Source organism: Haemophilus parainfluenzae, assembly GCF_014931395.1.
Classification (GTDB): Bacteria; Pseudomonadota; Gammaproteobacteria; order Enterobacterales; family Pasteurellaceae; genus Haemophilus_D.
Window position 1 is genome coordinate 623,942 of the sequence record NZ_CP063120.1, and the last position, 21,453, is coordinate 645,394.

General features: G+C 39.8%; 16 protein-coding genes, 5 tRNA genes and 3 pseudogenes. 19 read left to right on the forward strand and 5 right to left on the reverse strand.

Annotated elements, in window-relative coordinates; all coding sequences use genetic code 11:
* Nucleotide 1: 1 nt before the first annotated feature.
* Nucleotides 2-1,150, reverse strand: coding sequence for a hydrogenase 2 small subunit (gene hybO, locus INP94_RS03010; protein WP_197543999.1), 1,149 nt, complete (start codon nt 1,148-1,150; stop codon nt 2-4).
* A gap of 412 nt (nt 1,151-1,562) precedes the next feature.
* Between hybO and INP94_RS03015 the strand changes: the two genes are divergently transcribed.
* From INP94_RS03015 to cydC, 5 genes are all read left to right on the forward strand, one after another.
* Complete coding sequence (locus INP94_RS03015; protein ID WP_232087415.1) at nt 1,563-2,120, forward strand: LemA family protein; 558 nt, start codon at nt 1,563-1,565, stop codon at nt 2,118-2,120.
* A gap of 11 nt (nt 2,121-2,131) precedes the next feature.
* A complete protein-coding gene (locus INP94_RS03020; RefSeq protein WP_197544000.1) occupies nt 2,132-3,019 on the forward strand; it encodes a DUF3137 domain-containing protein in 888 nt (295 codons plus the stop codon).
* A 172-nt stretch (nt 3,020-3,191) separates the two neighbouring features.
* A complete protein-coding gene (gene gyrB / locus INP94_RS03025; protein WP_197544001.1) occupies nt 3,192-5,618 on the forward strand; it encodes a DNA topoisomerase (ATP-hydrolyzing) subunit B in 2,427 nt (808 codons plus the stop codon).
* 252 nt (nt 5,619-5,870) lie between these two features.
* Nucleotides 5,871-7,616: an ABC transporter ATP-binding protein/permease gene (locus INP94_RS03030; RefSeq protein WP_197544002.1), complete on the forward strand. Its 1,746-nt coding sequence runs from the start codon at nt 5,871-5,873 to the stop codon at nt 7,614-7,616.
* On the forward strand, nt 7,609-9,267 hold the full coding sequence (gene cydC, locus INP94_RS03035; RefSeq protein ID WP_197544003.1) for a thiol reductant ABC exporter subunit CydC: 1,659 nt from the start codon (nt 7,609-7,611) through the stop codon (nt 9,265-9,267). The genes INP94_RS03030 and cydC overlap by 8 nt, the downstream gene beginning before the upstream one ends.
* Before the next feature lie 39 nt (nt 9,268-9,306).
* Here cydC and coaA read toward each other — a convergent pair whose 3' ends face one another.
* Nucleotides 9,307-10,242: a type I pantothenate kinase gene (gene coaA / locus INP94_RS03040; protein WP_005695046.1), complete on the reverse strand. Its 936-nt coding sequence runs from the start codon at nt 10,240-10,242 to the stop codon at nt 9,307-9,309.
* Nucleotides 10,243-10,455: 213 nt separating this feature from the next.
* On the opposite strand from coaA, the gene INP94_RS03045 reads away from it, so the two are divergent.
* The 5 genes from INP94_RS03045 to tuf all read left to right on the forward strand — a co-directional run bounded on the left by INP94_RS03045 (nt 10,456) and on the right by tuf (nt 12,129).
* Nucleotides 10,456-10,531: transfer RNA gene (locus INP94_RS03045), tRNA-Thr, on the forward strand.
* A 30-nt stretch (nt 10,532-10,561) separates the two neighbouring features.
* Nucleotides 10,562-10,646: transfer RNA gene (locus INP94_RS03050), tRNA-Tyr, on the forward strand.
* A gap of 41 nt (nt 10,647-10,687) precedes the next feature.
* Nucleotides 10,688-10,762, forward strand: a tRNA-Gly gene (locus INP94_RS03055).
* Nucleotides 10,763-10,765: 3 nt separating this feature from the next.
* Nucleotides 10,766-10,841: transfer RNA gene (locus tag INP94_RS03060), tRNA-Thr, on the forward strand.
* A 103-nt stretch (nt 10,842-10,944) separates the two neighbouring features.
* Nucleotides 10,945-12,129 carry an elongation factor Tu gene (tuf, locus tag INP94_RS03065; protein WP_197544004.1) on the forward strand — a complete coding sequence of 395 codons (1,185 nt, stop codon included), beginning with the start codon at nt 10,945-10,947 and terminating at the stop codon, nt 12,127-12,129.
* A gap of 149 nt (nt 12,130-12,278) precedes the next feature.
* On the opposite strand, the gene INP94_RS03070 is transcribed toward tuf, so the two are convergent.
* Nucleotides 12,279-12,373 (reverse strand) — tRNA-Sec (locus INP94_RS03070).
* 72 nt (nt 12,374-12,445) lie between these two features.
* On the opposite strand from INP94_RS03070, the gene selA reads away from it, so the two are divergent.
* The 3 genes from selA to INP94_RS03085 are packed head-to-tail and all read left to right on the forward strand — an operon-like array spanning nt 12,446 to nt 16,595.
* The gene (gene selA, locus INP94_RS03075) at nt 12,446-13,828 is read left to right on the forward strand and encodes an L-seryl-tRNA(Sec) selenium transferase (RefSeq protein WP_197544005.1); all 1,383 of its coding nucleotides are present in this window, start codon (nt 12,446-12,448) and stop codon (nt 13,826-13,828) included.
* Nucleotides 13,825-15,684: a selenocysteine-specific translation elongation factor gene (gene selB, locus INP94_RS03080; protein WP_197544006.1), complete on the forward strand. Its 1,860-nt coding sequence runs from the start codon at nt 13,825-13,827 to the stop codon at nt 15,682-15,684. The genes selA and selB overlap by 4 nt, the downstream gene beginning before the upstream one ends.
* A gap of 8 nt (nt 15,685-15,692) precedes the next feature.
* Complete coding sequence (locus tag INP94_RS03085; protein WP_197544007.1) at nt 15,693-16,595, forward strand: RsiV family protein; 903 nt, start codon at nt 15,693-15,695, stop codon at nt 16,593-16,595.
* Nucleotides 16,596-16,623: 28 nt separating this feature from the next.
* On the opposite strand, the pseudogene tusA (INP94_RS03090) reads toward INP94_RS03085, so the two are convergent.
* Nucleotides 16,624-16,842: pseudogene (gene tusA / locus INP94_RS03090) on the reverse strand (sulfurtransferase TusA); the annotation flags it as partial.
* A 99-nt stretch (nt 16,843-16,941) separates the two neighbouring features.
* Here tusA (INP94_RS03090) and INP94_RS03095 point away from each other — a divergent pair.
* The 3 genes and pseudogenes from INP94_RS03095 to INP94_RS03105 form a co-directional block, all read left to right on the forward strand.
* A pseudogene (locus tag INP94_RS03095) lies at nt 16,942-17,016 on the forward strand (YigZ family protein); the annotation flags it as partial.
* A 1-nt stretch (nt 17,017) separates the two neighbouring features.
* Nucleotides 17,018-17,485 (forward strand): annotated as a pseudogene (locus INP94_RS03100) (SelB domain-containing protein); the annotation flags it as partial.
* A gap of 8 nt (nt 17,486-17,493) precedes the next feature.
* Nucleotides 17,494-18,423 carry an RsiV family protein gene (locus INP94_RS03105; RefSeq protein ID WP_197544008.1) on the forward strand — a complete coding sequence of 310 codons (930 nt, stop codon included), beginning with the start codon at nt 17,494-17,496 and terminating at the stop codon, nt 18,421-18,423.
* Nucleotides 18,424-18,455: 32 nt separating this feature from the next.
* Here INP94_RS03105 and tusA (INP94_RS03110) read toward each other — a convergent pair whose 3' ends face one another.
* Nucleotides 18,456-18,692 (reverse strand): sulfurtransferase TusA, encoded by a 237-nt coding sequence (gene tusA, locus INP94_RS03110; RefSeq protein ID WP_197544009.1) that lies wholly within the window; start codon nt 18,690-18,692, stop codon nt 18,456-18,458.
* A gap of 116 nt (nt 18,693-18,808) precedes the next feature.
* On the opposite strand from tusA (INP94_RS03110), the gene INP94_RS03115 reads away from it, so the two are divergent.
* From INP94_RS03115 to hemG, 3 genes are read left to right on the forward strand one after another with little or no spacing between them, the layout of a single operon-like run.
* Entirely contained in the window at nt 18,809-19,420 is a 612-nt protein-coding gene (locus INP94_RS03115) for a YigZ family protein (RefSeq protein ID WP_070589869.1), read from the forward strand.
* 10 nt (nt 19,421-19,430) lie between these two features.
* On the forward strand, nt 19,431-20,894 hold the full coding sequence (locus INP94_RS03120) for a TrkH family potassium uptake protein (protein ID WP_197544010.1): 1,464 nt from the start codon (nt 19,431-19,433) through the stop codon (nt 20,892-20,894).
* Nucleotides 20,894-21,400 carry a menaquinone-dependent protoporphyrinogen IX dehydrogenase gene (gene hemG, locus INP94_RS03125; RefSeq protein WP_197544011.1) on the forward strand — a complete coding sequence of 169 codons (507 nt, stop codon included), beginning with the start codon at nt 20,894-20,896 and terminating at the stop codon, nt 21,398-21,400. Before INP94_RS03120 ends, hemG begins: the two co-directional genes overlap by 1 nt.
* Nucleotides 21,401-21,453 lie beyond the last annotated feature (53 nt).

A 21,453-nucleotide genomic window follows, 5' to 3' on the forward strand; every position in this document is an offset into this window, starting at 1 on the left:
GTTATTTACCTGTATGTTCTTCTTTCTCTGCGGCTTTCGCTTCGGCACGCGCTTTATGTTGAATACTCAATTCACGTAGCGTCACAACACTCACACCGGCTAGGATGGCTGCTGCACCACCTAATAAACCAATAGCCGTCATGGTTGCTCCTGAACCTTCTGTGTTGTTGACATCAGGTTTTTCAACACGTGGTGTAGGGTTTTCTACGCCTGCTAATTGGAAAATACCTTTGGTGAAACCCACACCTTTTTCGTTACAACCATAGCAAGGGTGTCCAATACCAACCGGCCAGTTATTACCGCCGACATCACAGAATTCTAAGGTAGAGCAGTTGCCGTAAGTTTCTGGCCCTTTACAACCAAGATGATACAAACACCAACCGTTGCGGTGACCATAATCGCCGTATTCTTTGGCAAAACGTCCTGCATCAAAGTGAGGACGACGATAGCAGTTTTCATGAATTAAGCGATCGTAAGCGAATAATGGACGATTTAATTTGTCCATTGCGGGTAGTTTCTTATAAGTAAGAATATAAGCGACAGTTGCAAGGAAGTTGTGTGGATTTGGTGGACAGCCAGGAATATTGATCACTGGCGTGCCTTTTGGTAAGACTTCAGATAAGCTGCTTGCGCCAGTTGGGTTGCCACCACTAGAAGGTACGCCACCCCATGCCGCACAAGAACCGATCGCAATAATCGCCGCAGCCCCTTTAGCAGCTTCTTGGATGTGTTCTACAATCGGTTTACCTGCTACCATACAATAGACGCCGCCGTCTTTCACCGGAATAGATCCATCTACGACTAAAACATATTTTCCATAATATTGTTTAATTGCATTGTGTTTATTATCTTCAGCTTGTTCCCCGAAGGCTGCAGAAAGGGTTTCGTGGTATTCTAAGGAAATCATTTCCAATACCAAGTTTTCTACTGTTGGGTGGGTGGCGCGTAGCAAGGATTCAGTACAACCCGTACATTCTTGCGCACCAATCCATAAAACTGGTGGACGTTTAGGTTCTGTTAAAGCAGCAGTCATTTCTGCACCCGCTTTTGAACTTAACCCCATAGTCGCCGCAAGCGCGGTACATAACTTCATAAAATCCCGACGGGAAACTTCTGCTAAAGCAGAAAATAATCCATCACTTCGTTGCATATAATCACTCCAATTGGCACGTTACTTGTATGGTTAATTTACCTATGATATGCCTTGATGAGGGAAATTTATTTGATCGTAATCAAAAATACCCTTATTTCCCTTATAAAATAAGTGGGTAAGTGATTGTTTTCACTTGGTTATTGAGAATGATTGTTATTTATTAAGGTTATCTTTACTTGTAGTATCTTTTTTGTACATAAAATCACAATAATAAAGGAAGGATTTGGTCTCGAAAAATCTTCGTAAAATTTGACCGCACTTTGCGTCGATATGAATAGGAAGTGAATAAGTTAAACTCTTGGTTTTGTTTATTTTTATTGATTTTTATCAACAAAAAATTGTCTAAGAGAATGGATTTTATTACGCTTTTCCCTATACTAAGCAGGGATAATTTTTTATGGAGAAAATAATGATGAGTGTAGTCGCAGGTATTGTTGTTTTAACTTTAGCTTTCACCATTTCAATGTATAACAAATTGGTTATGAGACGTAATCAAGTGAGCAGTGTTGAGGCAAGCGTGGATGTTCAGTTAAAGCGTCGTTATGATTTGTTACCAAACCTTGTTGCTACAGCAAAGGAATATATGTCGCATGAGCGTAGCTTGCTTGAGCGTATCGTGACGTTACGTGAAAGTGCTAAGTTAGCTCATACTACAAGTGAAAAATTCCAACTCAATAATGAGATTTCGGGGGTATTACGTCATTTACAGGTTCGTCTAGAAAATTACCCTGATCTCAAGGCCAATCAAAATCTTTTGCAAATTCAGACCACACTTAGTGATGTGGAAGAGCAAATTTCTGCAGCGAGACGTACTTATAATTCAGCAGTTGAAGAGTATAACAATGCGGTGGAAATGTTTCCGTCGAATTTAATTGCAAACTTGTTTAATTTCCAGAAAGGAACATTTTTCGATATTCCTCAGAATGAAGCGGAAGTCCCTAATGTGGGTAATTTATTTAAACAATAAGTGGACAAACCATGAATACACCAAAAGAGATTGAAGGGATTCGTTTCCTGGGGTTGGAAAAATTAGATGAGGAACGCTTAGCCGTCAAATCACTTATCAATAAATCGATAATTGGGTTGTGTTTTGGGTTATTTTTGCTTCTCGGTGCGATAGGGAGTGAGAATCTATTAAGTACGGCATTGATTCTTGGTGTGCTCATTTATTCTTTCCGTCGCTTATTTTTTAGATATAAACGCTTTATTGCAGAATTTAAAACTCGGGTAATTAACACGATTGTCCAGGAGTTTGGCTTCCACTTTGGACCAGACCGGGGGCTTCATCTTAATGATTTTTTCTCAGTTTACGATAGTTATCCGGCGAGTTATCGTAGTGAGGATTTAATTTTGGGTGAGCTTGACCAGACTGAAGTTGAAATCTGTGATTTTGCAGCGTTTAATATGGAACCGAGCGGAAAAATGATGAAAGGATTAAGGACCACGACCTTTCAAGGCATTTTATTTAAAGCGACTTTCCCTAAAGAACTGGCCCATTGGGTTTATGTTTGCGATAAGAAGGAGGGGTGTTTAAGAAAAGAAGGTGAAATTGCTTTGATGGATAGTCCATCTTTTAATCGTTATTTTGATGTGTTTACTGAAGATCAAATCTTAGCCAGATATGCCTTATCACCTAAGTTAATGGAACGTTTTTGTGGACTGAAAGAGAAATTTAATTGCCCTATTTCGATGGTGCTTCGTAACCGAGAAGTGATTATTGCCCTTAATTTAGGCAAGAATAGCTTCGAACCATCCTTTGAAAAGTCATTGCTGGAAGACAATACGATTCGTGATTATATTTCGAGTATCAAAGGCTTTACAGATATGGTGAAAGAACTCGGGTTAAATAACCGTATTTGGAAATAAGTGTTAATGTAATAAAAAAGACGAGTTTAAATAATAAACTCGTCTTTTTGTTTTATACGCTATGTAATTTTATTTTTTTACACCGAAAATTTTGACCGCACTTTTATTTCGCAAAATAGTCAGTTTTTTGCTATAATTCCGCACAATTTTCATTACAAAATAGAGAAAAACTATGTCAGAAACACCGGTTACAGAAAATGCTTATGGTGCATCAAGTATTAAAGTCTTAAAAGGGCTTGATGCGGTTCGGAAACGTCCGGGCATGTATATTGGGGATACCGATGATGGAACAGGCCTACACCATATGGTGTTTGAGGTGGTGGATAACGCGATCGATGAAGCGCTTGCTGGCTATTGTTCCGATATTATCGTTACTATTCATGATGACAATTCTGTTTCCGTGCAAGATGACGGCCGTGGTATTCCAGTAGATATTCACCCAGAAGAAGGAGTTTCTGCGGCAGAAGTTATTATGACTGTGCTTCATGCGGGTGGTAAATTCGATGATAACTCTTATAAAGTATCAGGTGGTTTACATGGCGTGGGTGTTTCGGTAGTAAATGCACTTTCTGATAAATTGCAATTAACTATTCGTCGCCAAGGTCATGTGTACGAGCAATTCTATCACTTGGGTGAGCCTCAAGGGCCTTTAACTATTATCGGTGAAACTCAAACGACGGGTACAACCGTGCGTTTCTGGCCAAGTCCAGAAATCTTTGCAATTACAACTTTCGATTACAAAATTTTAGCAAAACGCCTACGTGAGCTTTCATTCTTAAACTCTGGCGTATCGATTCGTTTAATCGACAAACGAGATGGCACAGAAGATCACTTCCATTATGAAGGTGGTATTCAAGCATTCGTTGAGTATTTAAATAAAAACAAAAATCCAATTCACCCAAAACCGTTCTACTTTTCAGCGGAAAAAGACGGAATTGGTGTGGAAGTCGCATTGCAATGGAATGATGGTGTAAACGAAAACGTTTATTGCTTTACCAACAACATTCCACAACGTGATGGTGGTACTCACTTAGCCGGTTTCCGTGGTGCATTAACGCGTAGCTTAAATAACTATATGGAAAGCGAAGGGTTACTGAAAAAAGAGAAAGTGAGCACATCAGGTGACGACGCACGTGAAGGTTTGGTGGCAATTATTTCGGTGAAAGTGCCCGATCCTAAATTCTCTTCACAAACAAAAGACAAATTAGTGTCTTCTGAAGTGAAAAGTGCGGTTGAATCTGCCATGAATGAGCGTATGCAGGAGTATCTATTAGAAAATCCAGCGGATGCAAAAATCATTGTAAATCAAATTATTACAGCTGCACGCGCGCGTGAAGCAGCACGTAAAGCCCGCGAAATGACCCGTCGTAAAGGCGCATTGGATATTGCAGGCCTTCCGGGTAAATTAGCGGACTGCCAAGAAAAAGATCCAGCACTTTCAGAACTTTACCTCGTGGAGGGGGATTCTGCGGGTGGTTCGGCAAAATCAGGTCGTGATCGTAAAACCCAAGCGATTCTGCCATTAAAAGGTAAAATTCTTAACGTTGAAAAAGCACGTTTTGACAAAATGCTTTCTTCTCAAGAAGTGGGCACATTAATTACGGCGCTTGGCTGTGGTATTGGTCGCGATGAATATAATCCGGATAAATTACGTTATCATCACATCATTATCATGACCGATGCGGACGTGGACGGTTCACACATTCGTACTTTATTGTTGACCTTCTTCTATCGTCAAATGCCGGAATTAATTGAGCGTGGTTATGTGTATATTGCTCAGCCGCCACTTTATAAAGTGAAAAAAGGTAAGCAAGAGCGTTACATCAAAGATAACGACGAAATGGTGCAATATGAATTAATGCTTGCGTTAGATGGCGCAGCGTTGCATATCAGTGCTAATGCACCAGCAATGAATGATTTAGTGTTCGAGAAATTAGTGAGTGAATATAACAATGTTCAGAAATTAATTACTCGTTTAAGTCGTTACTATCCAGAGCCATTATTACAAGGTTTGGTTTACCAACCACAATTAACCGTTGAGTTAATGCGTAGTGAAAGTGCGGTCGAAAATTGGGCGAATGCTTTTGTTGCCTACTTAACTGAAAAAGAAACAGAAGCACATTTATATTCAGCAAGAACCCAATTTAACAGCGAACGCCAAGTATATGAAGCCGTCATTACCGTTCGTAAACATGGTATTGATACCGATTACTTCATCAACTTTGATTTTGTAACGGGCAATGAGTTTGCGAAGATTACCGCCTTTGGTCAGCAAGTGAATGGCTTGCTAGAAGAGGGCGCTTACGTCACTCGTGGTGAAAAAACGCAACCTGTTCAGTCATTTGAACAAGCTGTTGAATGGTTGATGAAAGAATCTCGCCGAGGCCTAGAAATCCAACGTTATAAAGGGTTAGGTGAAATGAACGCTGAGCAACTTTGGGAAACCACCATGGATCCAAATGCTCGTCGTATGTTAAAAGTATCAATTAAAGATGCTGTTGCTGCAGACCAACTCTTCACCACATTGATGGGAGATGAAGTTGAGCCTCGTCGTGAATTCATTGAAATGAATGCGTTGAGAGCAAATCTAGACGTTTAGTCTAACACTCAAAAATATCACTAAAAATAACCGCACTTAGGGAAACCAAGTGCGGTATTTTTTAACCTGGAATATAAATAAAAATAATTTTCGATTAGATCTGTTATTTGTTTATATTCTTGACTATAATTTTTGTCACTTATATCGCTTAAAGACAATAATACGAAATAGACTCGTTTTTTGGTTGTAAGATTGGTAGCAAAGTACGCATAGTAATGTGCGTACTTCTTTTTTGTTTTAGGAGCAATCATTATGATGATAGATAAACGCCTAATTAACACGGTGGCCGACAGTAAAAAATGGATTGGCATCACGGTGTTATGGAATTGGGTGGCGTTAATTGGTGGGATTATTAGTGCCGTCGTGTTTTCTTATATTTTACAGGCGGCTTATTTTAATGAATTGGGCCCACTAAGTGCGGTCATTTTGGGCATCGTTTTGGTTGCTGCTTTGGCGTTGCGTGCCTTTGCGGGTAAAAAATCAGTGCAGGCCTCTTATTTTGCGAGTACGAAAGTCAAACATGAGCTGCGTAGCCTCATCTATCGCAAATTGGCTTCGATGCCGCTTAACCAAGTGAATCAACAATCTACTTCAAGCATTATCCAAGTGGCCTCAGAAGGTGTGGAGCAGCTTGAAATCTACTTCGGGCGTTATTTGCCTCAGCTTTTTTATAGCTTGCTTGCTCCACTCACACTCTTTGCTTTCCTGATCTTTTTCAGCTTTAAAACAGCCGTAATTTTGCTGATTTGTGTGCCGTTGATTCCGATGTCGATCATTGCAGTGAACAAAATTGCGAAAAAACTCTTGGCAAAATATTGGTCCATTTATGTGGGATTAGGCAGCAGTTTCTTAGATAACCTACAGGGTTTAATTACACTAAAAATCTATCAAGATGATGCTTATAAAGCGAAAGCAATGGATGAAGAAGCTGAACATTTTCGCAAAATTACCATGAAAGTGCTCACCATGCAGCTTAACTCAGTATCACTGATGGATTTACTTGCTTACGGTGGTGCGGCAATCGGGATTTTAACGGCATTATTGCAATTCCAAGCCGATCAATTAACCGTATTAGGCGTCATTTTATTTATTCTGCTTTCTTCTGAATTTTTTATTCCGCTTCGTTTATTGGGTTCTTTCTTCCATGTAGCGATGAATGGTAAAGCGGCATCAGATAAGATTTTCACATTATTAGATACGCCCGTGGAAACTCAAACACAAGCGGTCGATTTTGCAGCGAAAAATGCTATTCAAGTGGATATTCAAGATCTGCATTTTGCTTACAGCGAAGAGAAGCCTGCGATTGTTGGCTTGGATTTAAGCATCTTACCAAATCAGCTTACGGTATTTGTGGGTAAAAGTGGTTGTGGTAAATCTACATTGGTTTCATTGCTAATGGGCTTTAATCAAGCGCAACAAGGTAAGATTTTGTTCAACGGCCAAGAAATTCAAGAGATTGATCGTCATTCGTTTTATGAAAAAGTCTCTTTGGTGAGCCATAGCAGTTATGTGTTTAAAGGTACGCTACGTGAAAACATGAAGATGGCGAAAGTTGATGCCACAGATGAGCAAATTTATGCGTGTTTAGAACAAGTCAATTTGGCGCAATTCGTTCGAGATAACGGTGGATTAGATATGCCGTTATTAAGCCGTGGTGCGAATTTATCTGGCGGTCAAATTCAACGTTTAGCGTTAGCGCGTGCTTTATTACACAATGCCGAGCTTTATATTTTTGATGAAGCGACCAGTAACATTGATGTGGAAAGCGAAGAGATTATTTTGCAGTTCATTCAGCAATTTAAACAACAAAAAACCATTGTGATGATTTCTCACCGCTTGGCTAATGCGGTGAATGCAGACTGCATTAATGTGCTTGAACAAGGCAAATTGATTGAGCAAGGCTCGCATAAAGAGCTCATGGCAAAACAAGATGCGTATGCTGAAATGTTCCAACAACAAAAAGATTTAGAACAAATTAGAGAGGTGGCAAATGCGTAAAAATGGTTTTGTTGTAATGGGGCATTTGTTGAAATTAGTGACCCCACTGGCACATATCATGGCGTTTACCATCACCATGGGAACGCTCGGTTTTCTGGCTGCCATCTTTATTATGGTGCTTGGTGCGATGGGGTTAGTGAATCTTCTTAATTTTGACACCCATTTAAGTTTTTCCGGAATTTTGACCGCACTTATCGTATTGGCGGTGGCTCGTGGTGCATTGCGTTATTTAGAGCAAATGTCAGGGCACTACATTGCTTTTAAATTATTGGCATTATTGCGCGATAAAGTGTTTTCTTCTTTACGCCGTTTGGCTTTTGTGAAGTTGCAAGACAAACAAGCGGGGCAATTAGTGTCATTAGTTACCAATGATATTGAATTGCTCGAAGTATTCTATGCGCATACCATTGCGCCAATTATGATCGCGTTCTTTACCTCTGCGATTTTATTGTTGGTCTTTGGGCATCTTTCTGGCTGGTTTGTGGTTGTGGCATTAGCCGCTTATTTAACGGTGGGTGTGATTCTACCCATTATTACCACCAAATTGGCGCGTGAAGATGGCAGACGCTATCGTGAATTAGTAGGCGAAATGAATGATTTCTTCCTCGACAGTGTGCGTGGTATGAAAGAGATCCAACTTTTCGGCTACGCGAAACAGCGCTTAGATGAAATCCAACAACGTAGCCAAAAAATTGATACGGCTTTTGAACGTATTAAAGACCAAGAAGCGAAAGTACGTGTTTATACTGAAGTGGCAGTATCGGCGTTTAATATCATTATGTTATTCACCGGCTTAATTTTGTTTAGTCTAGATAAGATTGATTTTTCTGCCTTTTTAATCGGCGTGATTTTATTGATGTCGAGCTATGGCCCGGTTATTGCGTTAAGTAACCTTTCAAGCAACTTGTTACAAACCTTGGCTTCAGGTGAGCGTGTATTGAGCTTGCTAGCGGAAGAACCCGAATTAAAAGATGTAGAAAGTGCGGTCGATTTAAAAGATGTTTCTCGCATTGATGTTGAGAATGTAAGTTTTGCCTATGGTGAAGAACAAATTTTATCGGATGTCAGCTTGTCAGTAAAAAAAGGTGAAATCTTAGGTATTCACGGCAGAAGTGGCAGTGGTAAAAGTACCCTGTTAAAACTACTAATGCGTTTTTACGATCCTAAATCAGGTAGCATTAAAATTAACGGTGAAACCTTACCGAATATCAACACTCGTAGTTTGCGTGACAATATGGCGTACATTACCCAGCAAACCTACATTTTCAACGAAACTATAGAGGAAAATATTCGCCTTGCTCGCCGTGATGCAACACTAGAAGAAATTATGGAAGCCGCGAAGAAAGCGTCAATTCATGATTTCATTTTAAGTTTACCGGAAGGTTATCAAACGAAAATGACGGAATTGGGCGGCAACCTGTCTGATGGTGAAAAACAACGTATTGGTATTGCTCGTGCATTCCTACACAACGCACCGATTATTTTACTCGATGAACCGACCAGTAATTTGGATAGCTTAAACGAAGCGATGATTTTGAAATCATTGTTGAACGTGAAAGCAGAAAAATTGATTATTCTCGTGAGTCATCGCCAATCGACTATGGCTATTTGCGATCAGGTGATTGGCATTGAGAATGGAAGAATGTCGTAAGGCAGTGATAAAAAGAGCGGTCAAATTGACCGCTCTTTTTTATTTTCTTAATTTCACTAACTCAACTTCGTGATTTTCACCTTTTCTAAGAATGAGATTGGCGCGCTCACGAGTCGGCAGAATGTTTTGTTTTAAATTCAATCCATTAATGTTATCCCAAATGTTGCTGGCCGTTTCAATGGCTTCTTGCTCAGAGAGATTGGCATAATGTTTAAAATAGGAATCCGGATTAGTGAAAGCACTTTGACGGAATTTTAAGAATCGCTTGATGTACCATTCTTTGAGTAAGTTCTCGTCTGCATCAACGTAAATGGAGAAGTCCACAAAATCAGACACGAAGGTTTGATTTGCTTTATTTGAACCTGTTTGAAGGACATTTAACCCTTCTAAAATTAAAATATCCGGTTGATCGACAATATCAAATTTATCAGGAACGATATCGTAAGTTAGATGAGAATAAATAGGCGACTTTACCGATGGCTTGCCTGATTTGATATCAGCTAAAAAACGAATTAACTTGGCCGTATCATAAGAAATAGGGAAGCCTTTTTTCTGTAGCAAATCATCTTTTTTCAGTTTCTCTAATGGATAAAGAAAACCATCAGTAGTAATCAGATCAACTTTTCGTTCAGTAGGCCAGTGGGTTAGCAAAGATTGCAAAATACGTGCCGATGTACTTTTCCCAACAGCAACACTACCCGCGATACTAATGATGTAAGGGACTTTAGGGCTTTGTCCACCAAGAAAACGATTCAAAACGGTTTGGCGGCGAAGGTTTTCGTCAATGTAGTAGTTAATAAGACGTGCGAGTGGCAGGTAAATGGTGCTCACTTCATCGAGAGAAAGCTCTTCATTAAAACCTAAAAGTGGTTTGAGATCTTGCTCCGTTAATTTTAGCGGAACAGATTTTCTTAATTCAGCCCATTGCTGACGGCTAAAGTTCAGAAAGGGCGTTAGTTGTTCAGTAATTTCCACGGTGCTTTATATCTAGAGTGAAAAAATTGGACAAAATATACCCTATAAATGAGTTGTGATCATCGTTTTTTATTAAAAGTGATGAGTTTTAAAGCAAGAATGTGGCTTTTTGCTTGTAAATTAGACGAATAGTTAAAAAAAACGCATTTTTAATAAAAAAAACTTGTCAGGCATAAAATTTTCCATATAATACGCCTCACTTGCTTACAACACGCCGACTTAGCTCAGTAGGTAGAGCAACTGACTTGTAATCAGTAGGTCACCAGTTCGATTCCGGTAGTCGGCACCATCCTTTAGTAAACAAGTATTCATTTAGCGTGGAGGGGTTCCCGAGCGGCCAAAGGGGGCAGACTGTAAATCTGTTGGCTCAGCCTTCGAAGGTTCGAATCCTTCTCCCTCCACCATTTTCTAAATGAATTCTGATGGGACAGATGAATTTAGGACTGCGGGCATCGTATAATGGCTATTACCTTAGCCTTCCAAGCTAATGATGCGGGTTCGATTCCCGCTGCCCGCTCCAAACGCTGATATAGCTCAGTTGGTAGAGCGCACCCTTGGTAAGGGTGAGGTCGGCGGTTCAAATCCGCCTATCAGCACCAGCCTTCCAAATTCCTCTCTCCTTATTAAATAGTAATGATTTTATTGGTTAATGTGGTTTAATTTACCCATCGATAACCGTGTCTATTTAGAGGGACTCTTTAAATGTCTAAAGAAAAATTTGAACGTACAAAACCGCACGTAAACGTGGGTACAATCGGCCACGTTGACCACGGTAAAACAACTTTAACAGCAGCAATCACAACCGTATTAGCAAAACACTACGGTGGTGCAGCTCGTGCATTCGACCAAATCGATAACGCGCCAGAAGAAAAAGCGCGTGGTATCACCATCAACACCTCACACGTTGAATACGATACTCCAACTCGTCACTATGCACACGTTGACTGCCCAGGACACGCGGACTATGTTAAAAACATGATTACCGGTGCGGCGCAAATGGACGGTGCAATCTTAGTAGTAGCAGCGACAGATGGTCCTATGCCACAAACTCGTGAGCACATCTTATTAGGTCGCCAAGTAGGTGTACCTTACATCATCGTATTCTTAAACAAATGCGACATGGTAGATGACGAAGAGTTATTAGAATTAGTAGAAATGGAAGTTCGTGAACTTCTTTCTCAATATGATTTCCCAGGTGACGATACTCCAATCGTACGTGGTTCTGCATTACAAGCATTAAACGGTGTTGCAGAATGGGAAGAAAAAATCCTTGAGTTAGCAAACCACTTAGATACTTACATCCCTGAACCAGAGCGTGCAATTGACCAACCGTTCCTTCTTCCAATCGAAGACGTGTTCTCAATTTCAGGTCGTGGTACAGTAGTAACAGGTCGTGTTGAGCGTGGTATCATCCGTACTGGTGATGAAGTTGAAATCGTTGGTATCAGACCAACAGCGAAAACCACTGTAACTGGTGTTGAAATGTTCCGTAAATTACTTGACGAAGGTCGTGCAGGTGAAAACATCGGTGCATTATTACGTGGTACCAAACGTGAAGAAATCGAACGTGGTCAAGTATTAGCGAAACCAGGTTCAATCACTCCACACACAGACTTCGAATCAGAAGTTTACGTATTATCAAAAGATGAAGGTGGTCGTCACACTCCATTCTTCAAAGGTTACCGTCCACAATTCTATTTCCGTACAACTGACGTAACTGGTACAATCGAGTTACCAGAAGGTGTGGAAATGGTAATGCCTGGTGATAACATCAAAATGACAGTAAGCTTAATCCACCCAATCGCGATGGACCAAGGTTTACGTTTCGCAATCCGTGAAGGTGGCCGTACAGTAGGTGCTGGCGTTGTTGCGAAAATCATCAAATAATTGATGTATTAACTGTAACAAGTTAGATAAAGAAGGCGTATCGAAAGATACGCCTTTTTGTTTGCCTAAAATTCCGCAAAATTATAATGAAATTTAAAATAAAAATATGAATATTCAGAAAAGATGAATATTGGTTAGGAAGAAAAGCGTGGCGGAAGGTCATGGGAGTTGAACCCACCCGGGAACGCTGGCGTCCCCAACAGGATTTGAAGTCCTGCCACCTCACCGGAGATGACGACCTTCCGTTATTGAAATTGCGGTTACTTTAGCGTAAATTAGTTCGCAATTCAACGCCATTTTGAAATAGGAATTAAAAATGACCGCACTTTTTCAACAACTTCCTTCGGTAGATAAATTTTTAAAAACACCAGAAGGTGAAATGCTTTTAACTGAATTTGGTCATTCAGCCGTTGTACGTGAATTGCGCCAATTATTGTCTGAAGGACGCGAGTTTATCAAACAACACCAAAACTTACCGCACTTTTTTGCCGATCATCCGAGTACATTGCATTATTTACAAGAGCGATTAACTCAACAAAATCATGTGCAGATTAAATCAGTTCATAACTTAACGGGCACGGTATTACATACAAATTTAGGGCGAGCATTATGGTCTGAAAGTGCACAACAAGCTGCACTTCATGCGATGAAAGGTAACGTTGCACTGGAATATGATTTGGAAGAAGGCAAACGCAGTCATCGAGATAATTACATCAGTGAATTACTTGCACAACTCACCGGTGCAGAAGCTGCTTGTATTGTTAACAATAATGCTGCAGCCGTGCTCTTGATGTTAGCCACCTTTGCAAAAGATAAAGAAGTGATTATTTCTCGTGGTGAGTTAATTGAAATCGGTGGCGCATTTCGCATCCCTGACATTATGGCCCAAGCAGGCTGTAAACTTGTTGAAGTGGGTACTACAAACCGCACACATTTGAAAGATTATCGTCAAGCAATTAATGAAAATACCGCCTTCTTAATGAAAGTACATTGCAGTAACTATCATATTAGTGGATTTACCGCTTCAGTTTCAGAACAAGAGTTAGTTGATCTTGGACGAGAGTTTGATATTCCAGTGATGACGGATCTCGGTAGCGGTGCATTGATTGATCTAAGCCAATATGGTTTACCGAATGAGCCGACAGTACAAGAAAAAGTTGCACAAGGCGTAAACTTGGTGTCATTCTCGGGCGATAAATTATTGGGTGGAACACAAGCTGGCATTATTGTTGGTAAAAAAGAGTGGATTGCTCAGTTACAAGCTCATCCATTAAAGCGCGTATTACGTTGCGATAAAGTGATTTTAGCCGGACTTGAGGCAACATTGCGCCTTTATCTTCAGCCCGAAAAGCTTACTGAAACGTTGCCAACTTTGCATTTGCTCACCCAATCAATGGATGTATTAAAAGAAAAAGCTGAACAACTTAAAGCCTGTTTAGCAAATCGTTTAAAAGATTACCAGGTTGAGATTGAAGAAAGCTTTGCTCAGATTGGGAGTGGTTCCCAACCAATGGCGACGATCCCTTCTTTTGCAGTGACGATTGCCGAAAAAACAGAGGCAAAATTGACCGCACTTTTAACAGTATTCAAAGCGTTAGAACAACCAATAATCGGTCGTGTTGAGAAAGGAAAAATTTGGTTAGATTTACGTAGCGTGGCTGACTTTAAGGCATTATTAGATACGGTGGAAAAATTATGATCATAGTAACATCAGGGCACGTCGATCATGGTAAAACAGCCCTCTTGAAGGCACTGACAGGTACAAATACCGCCCATTTGCCGGAAGAAAAAAAACGTGGCATGACCATTGATTTGGGTTATGCCTATTTACCTTTAAAAGAGAAAGTACTTGGGTTTATTGATGTACCTGGCCATGAAAAGTTTCTCGCCAACATGTTAGCGGGGCTTGGAGGGGTGCATTATGCCATGCTTATAGTTGCTGCCGATGAAGGGATTGCCGCTCAAACTAAAGAACATTTAGCCATTTTACGTCAGCTTCAATTTACTGAAATCATGGTAGTGATTACCAAGGCTGACCGAGCAACAAATGAGCAAATCGAGGCACTAAAAACACAGATTCAGACAGATTATCCATTCTTAGCTCAATCTCATTATTTTATTACATCGGCACAAACGGGCTTAGGAATTGATGCGTTACGCGATTATTTAGCCAATTTACCGGAATTAGCCGAAATAAATAAACCGTTTCGTTATGCTATCGACCGTGTCTTTAGCGTGAAAGGGGCAGGGACAGTGGTAACGGGCACAGCATTTGCGGGTACTGTATCCATTGATGATGAACTCTTCCTTTCTACGGGACAAAAGGTTCGCGTAAAAAATATTCATGCTCAGAATACACCGAGCGAAAAAGGCTTGGCTGGTCAACGTTTAGCGCTCAATTTAAACGTTGATTTAGATCGTATTCCAATGCAACGCGGCGATTGGTTGTTAGCCTCAGAACCACTTGAGCCAACTGATCGTATTACCATTGAAATTACGCCTGAAGTGAATTTGAAAGATAGTCAGCCTGTGCACATTTATCATGCAGCAAGCCGTACAACAGGTAAGCTTACCTTGCTTGAAAGCAAAAATGCAATGAAAAATGACCGCACTTTGGCGGAAGTTATTTTAGAGCAGCCATTATTTTTGGCCTTTGGGGATAAATTAATTTTACGTAGTGGTGATGCGAAAGCTTTAGTTGGTGGCGCCAAGGTACTCGAAATTCATTCACCAAAACGTTATAAGCGTACAGAGGCTCGTCTAGCATTCTTGGCTAAACTTAATCAGGCTCAAACCGCCATACAACGCATCGGATTAACCCTACAAAAAGAGGCGGTTTCAGCTCAAGCGCTAATGTGGAGTGAGCAACTAACCGAAAATCAATTGGCTGAAGCATTGGCCGAGAACGGCGATATCCGTTTCCAAAATTGGTGTTTTAATCGCGATTATCAACGTGAAAAAACGCAGCAAATTTTGACCGCACTTGCTACCTATCATGAGCAACATAATGATCAGCTAGGTTTGAGTAAGGCCCGCTTATACCGTATTGCGACACTAAACCAACCGGAAAATCTGATTTATCATTTTATTGAAGAAATGCTTGATGAAGGCCAATTGCAGCAGACTCGTGGTTGGTTACATTTGCCTTCTCACAAAATCCAATTTTCAGCCGAAGAACAAAGCTTATGGCAAGCGGTGTTAGCTGAATTTGAGAAAGCGCATGGTCAAGCCATTTGGGTGCGTGATATGGCAACAGCCTTGGCGCAAGATGAAAGTGTGATGCGTAATTTTATGTATAAAGCGGGTAAATTGGGCTATCTTACGCCAATCGTAAAAGATCGTTTTTTCCTAACTGAAAGCATTTATGCTTATGCTCGGTTAATTAAGGAAATGGCAGGCGAAGAAGGTAAAGTTGCCGTAAATGAATTACGTGATAAACTGAACTTTGGTCGAAAACTGACAGTGCAATTAATGGAATATTTTGACCGTACCGGCTTTTTACGCCGCAAAGGCAATGATCATATTCTACGTGATAAAGAGACATTTGATTTATAGGATAAAACATGAAAAAGACATTCATTTCAGCCTTAATTTTAACCGCACTTTTTACTGTAACAGGTTGCGAAGATAAAGAAGCGAAGGCAACCATTGCGCAACAAACGCAGACAATTGCACAACTAACAGCAGAAAATACGCAATTAAAAGCTGAAAAAGAAAAGGCGGAGAAGGTTATTCCGGCAATTATTGCTCAAGATGATGTGATTTTTGATAAAGAGGAAACCATCAAATATCCTAAATCGGCCAAAGAAGATGAATATGTCCCTACTGAAGGTAAACTTCATTGCAGTATTTCTACACTAAAAACGAATATTGAGTGGCTAGATAAACTACTTTTAGAGCAAATTTCAAAAAATGCTGATGGTAAACCAAGAAGCCGCGAGCAGCTTATTGAGGATTACCAAAAAGCATATGATGAAGCTAAAAAAGAGATGTTGGAATCTCCGATAATTGGTGTTGATGAAACCTTAGATTTAGCATTTAATCACCAAAGAGGTAAGCTTGCTGTATTTTTAATAAACTATTACAGCTATGGTGGTGGCGTTCATGGAGTTGGCGGTTATCATTATCTTAATATTGATTTAGAAACGAAAAAACTACTTTCATTTGATGATGTGTTTAAACCAAATCAGCAAGCTAAATTAAAAGAGCTGCTTTGGGAACGTTACACTCGATATGGCGAAGTAAAAGAGGAGGAAGCATTTACATCAAAAGATGCTTTTGAGGTGACCGATAATTTCTATTTAGATCATGATGGGATTCACTTTGTGTATAACGTGTATGAAATTGCGTCTTACGCAGAAGGGCCACAGGAGCTTGTGATTGAGTGGTGGAATGCCCCTGCGTTATTGAAGCCTGAATTTATTCAGAAACAGTATTACCCTGTTTCGAGTAATTCGACAGAATAACAAAGTGCGGTCAGTATTGACCGCATTTTTATTGACCTTTTTTCACCCAGTATTTGAAAGGTGTGTCTTGGGTTTCACTCGCTAAAAGCGTATGTTCCATAAATTGACAGAAGCTGGGAATATCGCGAGTCGTGGCAGGATCGTCCGCTAAAATAAGCAATACTTCACCTTCATTCATGTGGCGAATGTTTTTTCTCACGAGCATTACAGGTTCAGGACAACGTAAACCAACGGTATCAAGGGTTTTATTGAAATTGAGCTACATCATACAATAATTATGGGGAAATTTCGATAAATCCGCTATCAATGATAAACTACGCAACAAATTCATTTGAACAATTATTTCATGGCTGAATACCTTATCCCCAAAAGTGCGGTTGTTTTTGAAGAAGAAATTAAGAAAAGTCGATTTATCACGTATTATTGAAGAAATGCTTGATGAAGGCCAATTGCAGCAGACTCGTGGCTGGTTACATTTGCCTTCACACAAAATCCAATTTTCAGCTGAAGAGCAAAGCTTATGGCAAGCGGTGTTAACTGAATTTGAGAAAGCGCATGGTCAAGCCATTTGGGTACGTGATATGGCAACAGCCTTGGCGCAAGATGAAAGTACGATGCGTAATTTTATGTATAAAGCGGGTAAATTGGGCTATCTTACGCCAATCGTAAAAGACCGTTTTTTCCTGACTGAAAGCATTTATGCTTATGCTCGTTTAATTAAGGAAATGGCGGGCGAAGAAGGTAAAGTGGCAGTTAATGAATTACGTGATAAACTGAACTTCGGTCGAAAACTGACAGTGCAATTAATGGAATATTTTGACCGTACCGGCTTTTTACGCCGCAAAGGCAATGATCATATTCTACGTGATAAAGAGACATTTGATTTATAGGATAAAACATGAAAAAGACATTCATTTCAGCCTTAATTTTAACCGCACTTTTTACGGTAACAGGTTGTGAAGATAAAGAAGCGAAAGCAACCATTGAGCAACAAACACAGACAATTGCACAACTGACGGCAGAAAATACGCAATTAAAAGCTGAAAAAGAAAAGGCGGAGAAGGTTATTCCTGCTATTTTTGCGGAAAAAGATGTTATTTTTGAAAAAGTAGAAAAAATCAAATATACCCCAGCGCAAGAACGTTGGTTTGAGCGTGATGAGGTAGAAATTGGTATTAGCCTATTGGGATTAAAAACGAATATAGATTGGTTAGACGAACTGTTATGGACTGAATTGGTAAAAAATGAATTTGGAGAAAATGCACCTAAAACACGAGAGCAGGTGCTGACTGAATACAAAATAATTTTGAATGATATAAGAGCATCTTTAGAAAAAGAGCCTGAGCTAGGTTTCTCTCGTAATGCTTGGATGCTATTTGTTGGTCAAAAAGAAAAATTAGCGACTTTTGCAGTGAGGTATTATAGCTATACTGGAGGACCACACGGTGTAGGTGGTAACGTATATTTAACTGTAGATATGACAACACATAAAGTTCTAACGCTTTCCGATATTATTGATCAGAAAAAGCTCCCTGAAGTTAAAGAATTATTATGGAGGTTTTATACAGACTCTGGTCGCATAAAAGATGAAGATGCGTTTACGAAAAAAACAGATTTTGATGTTTCTAAGAATTTCTATCTTGCACACGATGGTATTCATTTTATTTATGACGAGTATGAAATTGCTTCGTATGCCGAGGGCGAGCAAGATTTAGTGATATCGTGGGGATTGCTACAACTTGAAAATTTATTAATGCCAGATTTTGTAAAACAGAAGTATTATGACTTCGGATATATAGCACCATACACAACACCAGTAGAAGAGTAATCAAAGTGCGGTCAATATTGGCCGCATTTTTATTAGCCTTTTTTCACCCAGTATTTAAAAGGTGTGTCTTTGGTTTCACTCGCTAAAAGGGTATGTTCCATAAATTGGCAGAAACTGGGAATATCGCGAGTCGTGGCAGGGTCGTCCGCCAAAATAAGCAGCACTTCACCTTCATTCATGTGGCGAATGTTTTTTCTCACGAGCATTACAGGTTCAGGACAACGTAAACCAACGGTATCAAGGGTTTTATCGACAGTAATTTCAGTCATGGTTATTCATCAGTTTTATTGAAATTGAGCTACATCATACAATAATTATGGGGAAATTTCGATAAATCCGCTATCAATGATAAACTACGCAACAAATTCATTTGAACAATTATTTCATGGCTGAATACCTTATCCCCAAAAGTGCGGTCGTTTTTGAAGAAGAAATTAAGAAAAGTCGATTTATCACGTATTTGCAACATACGGAAGGACTTGAACAAGCCAAAGCTTTTTGGGCAGAAATTAAAGCGCAGCACCCTAATGCCCGCCATCATTGTTGGGCGGCAGTGGCCGGCAAGCCAACGGATTCTCAACAATTAGGCTTTTCCGATGACGGTGAGCCAGCAGGTACTGCAGGGAAACCGATGCTATCCGCTTTGCAAGGTAGCCAAATCGGTGAGATTAGTGCCGTAGTTGTTCGTTATTATGGTGGCATTTTATTAGGCACTGGCGGTTTAGTTCGTGCTTATGGAAATGGTGTTCAGCAAGCTTTAAAATTATTAGAAACTGAACGAAAAGTAGAACGTCAGTTATTCCAAGTTCATTGTGATTATGCACAATTAAATTGGATCCAAATTTTATGTGAACAGCATCAAATTGAAATTTATCAGCAAGATTTTCAAGTGCAGATTACATTGCAGTTAGGCATTAGTGAAGATCAAATTAAACCTTTTGAACAAGCATTAATTGAGCGTTCTGCAGGAACGTTGAAATTAGAAGAAATGAATTAAGCGAGATATTGTGCATATTTTATCCATTATTCGGATTATCGGCATTTTGATCATATGTTTTTCCGGCACGATGCTGATTCCAGCCTTTGTGGCGCTTATTTATGGCGATGGCGGCGGTAAAGCGTTTATGCAAGCTTTTGCATTAAGCTTAACCGTGGGCATGTTGCTTTGGTGGCCTTGTCATCACCACAAACAAGAATTGCGATCTCGTGATGGTTTCTTAATTGTGGTCGCATTTTGGTTCGTTTTGGGCGGCCTAGCAACCTTGCCATTGCTATTATTTGATTCACCTCATTTAACAGTGGCTTCCGCCGTGTTTGAAGCATTTTCCGGGCTAACAACCACGGGTGCTACCGTCATGACAGGATTAGATAATTTACCGAAAGCGATTCTGTTTTATCGTCAATTCCTACAATGGTTAGGCGGGATGGGGATCATCGTACTTGCGATTGCGATTATTCCTTTATTAGGTATTGGCGGAATGCAGTTATACCGTGCAGAAATGTCAGGTCCAATGAAAGATCAGAAAATTCAACCTCGGATAGCAGAAACGGCAAAAGCACTGTGGTTTGTTTATTTCTTTCTAACCATGTCTTGTGCTTTGGCTTATTGGCTAGCGGGCATGACACCGTTCGATGCGATTACGCATAGTTTTTCAACAGTATCTATTGGTGGTTTTTCTACTCATGATGCCAGTATCGGCTATTTTAATAGTTCGGCGATTAATTTTATCACCGTCATTTTCCTGTGGATTTCGGCTTGTAACTTCGCATTGCACTTCAGAGCATTTTCGACCTTAGGACGAGAAAATATTTTGAAGATTTATACAAAAGATCCAGAATTCCGCTTCTTTATGAGTATTCAAATTTTGCTTATCGTGGTTTGTACATTGGTGATGATAAGCCATCAATATTTTGATTCCTCATGGCAAGATTTTGAGCAAGTCGTATTCCAAGCCGTATCGATTTCAACTACAACAGGCTACTCCACATCGAATTTCGCTGAATGGCCTTCTTTTGTACCGATGTTATTAATTATTGCTTCTTTTATTGGGGGGTGTGCAGGCTCAGTTGGTGGTGGTTTGCGTGTTGCGCGGATTTTAGTGCTATATCTTCAAGGTGCGAGAGAGCTAAAACGATTTGTTCACCCAAATTTAGTGTATCCAATTAAATGGGGTCAAAATGTCCTTGATGAACGTGTGATTGGAAGTATTTGGGCCTTTTTCTCTGCATATCTATTGGTATTTACTATTTGTTTATTAAGTGTGATTGCATGTGGTGTCGAACCTTTTGATGCATTTAATGCAGTGTTGGCAAGTATTAATAACCTTGGACCAGGATTAGGTTCAGTAAGCAGTAATATGACGGCGATGCCAGATAGTGCTAAATGGATACTCACCATTGCGATGGTATGCGGTCGTTTAGAAATTTTTACATTATTGGCGCTCTTCACACCAGCGTTTTGGAAGGCATAATGAAAACATTAATTTTATATTCAAGCCGTGATGGACAAACTAAAAAGATTGCTGAATTTATGGCTCAGCATCTTGAAGGTGATGTAGTTGTTTCACCGTTAATGGAAGAACAGGATCTTAAACTTTTTGATCGCGTAATTATTGGGGCATCCGTTCGTTATGGTCACTTTAATAAACAGGTATATCGTTTTGTAGAACGCCATCACGAATTGTTGAATGCAAAAAGTGCGGTCTTTTTTGGTGTAGGTTTAACCGCGAGAAAAGAAGGAAAAGATACGCCAGAGGGAAATGTTTATGTTCGTAAGTTCCTTCAACGCATAAAATGGACTCCGGCAAAAGTAGGCGTGTTTGCAGGTGCGTTGCTATATCCTCGTTATAAATGGATTGATCGTGTCATGATCCAATTAATTATGAAAATTACAGGTGGTGAAACAGATTCGACCAAAGAAATTGAATATACCAACTGGGGAAAAGTAAAGGCATTTGTAGAAAGTCTGAATTCGTAGAATAAAACACCATAAAAATTGTGTTTTTTAGACGATTTGATTAAAAGATCTTC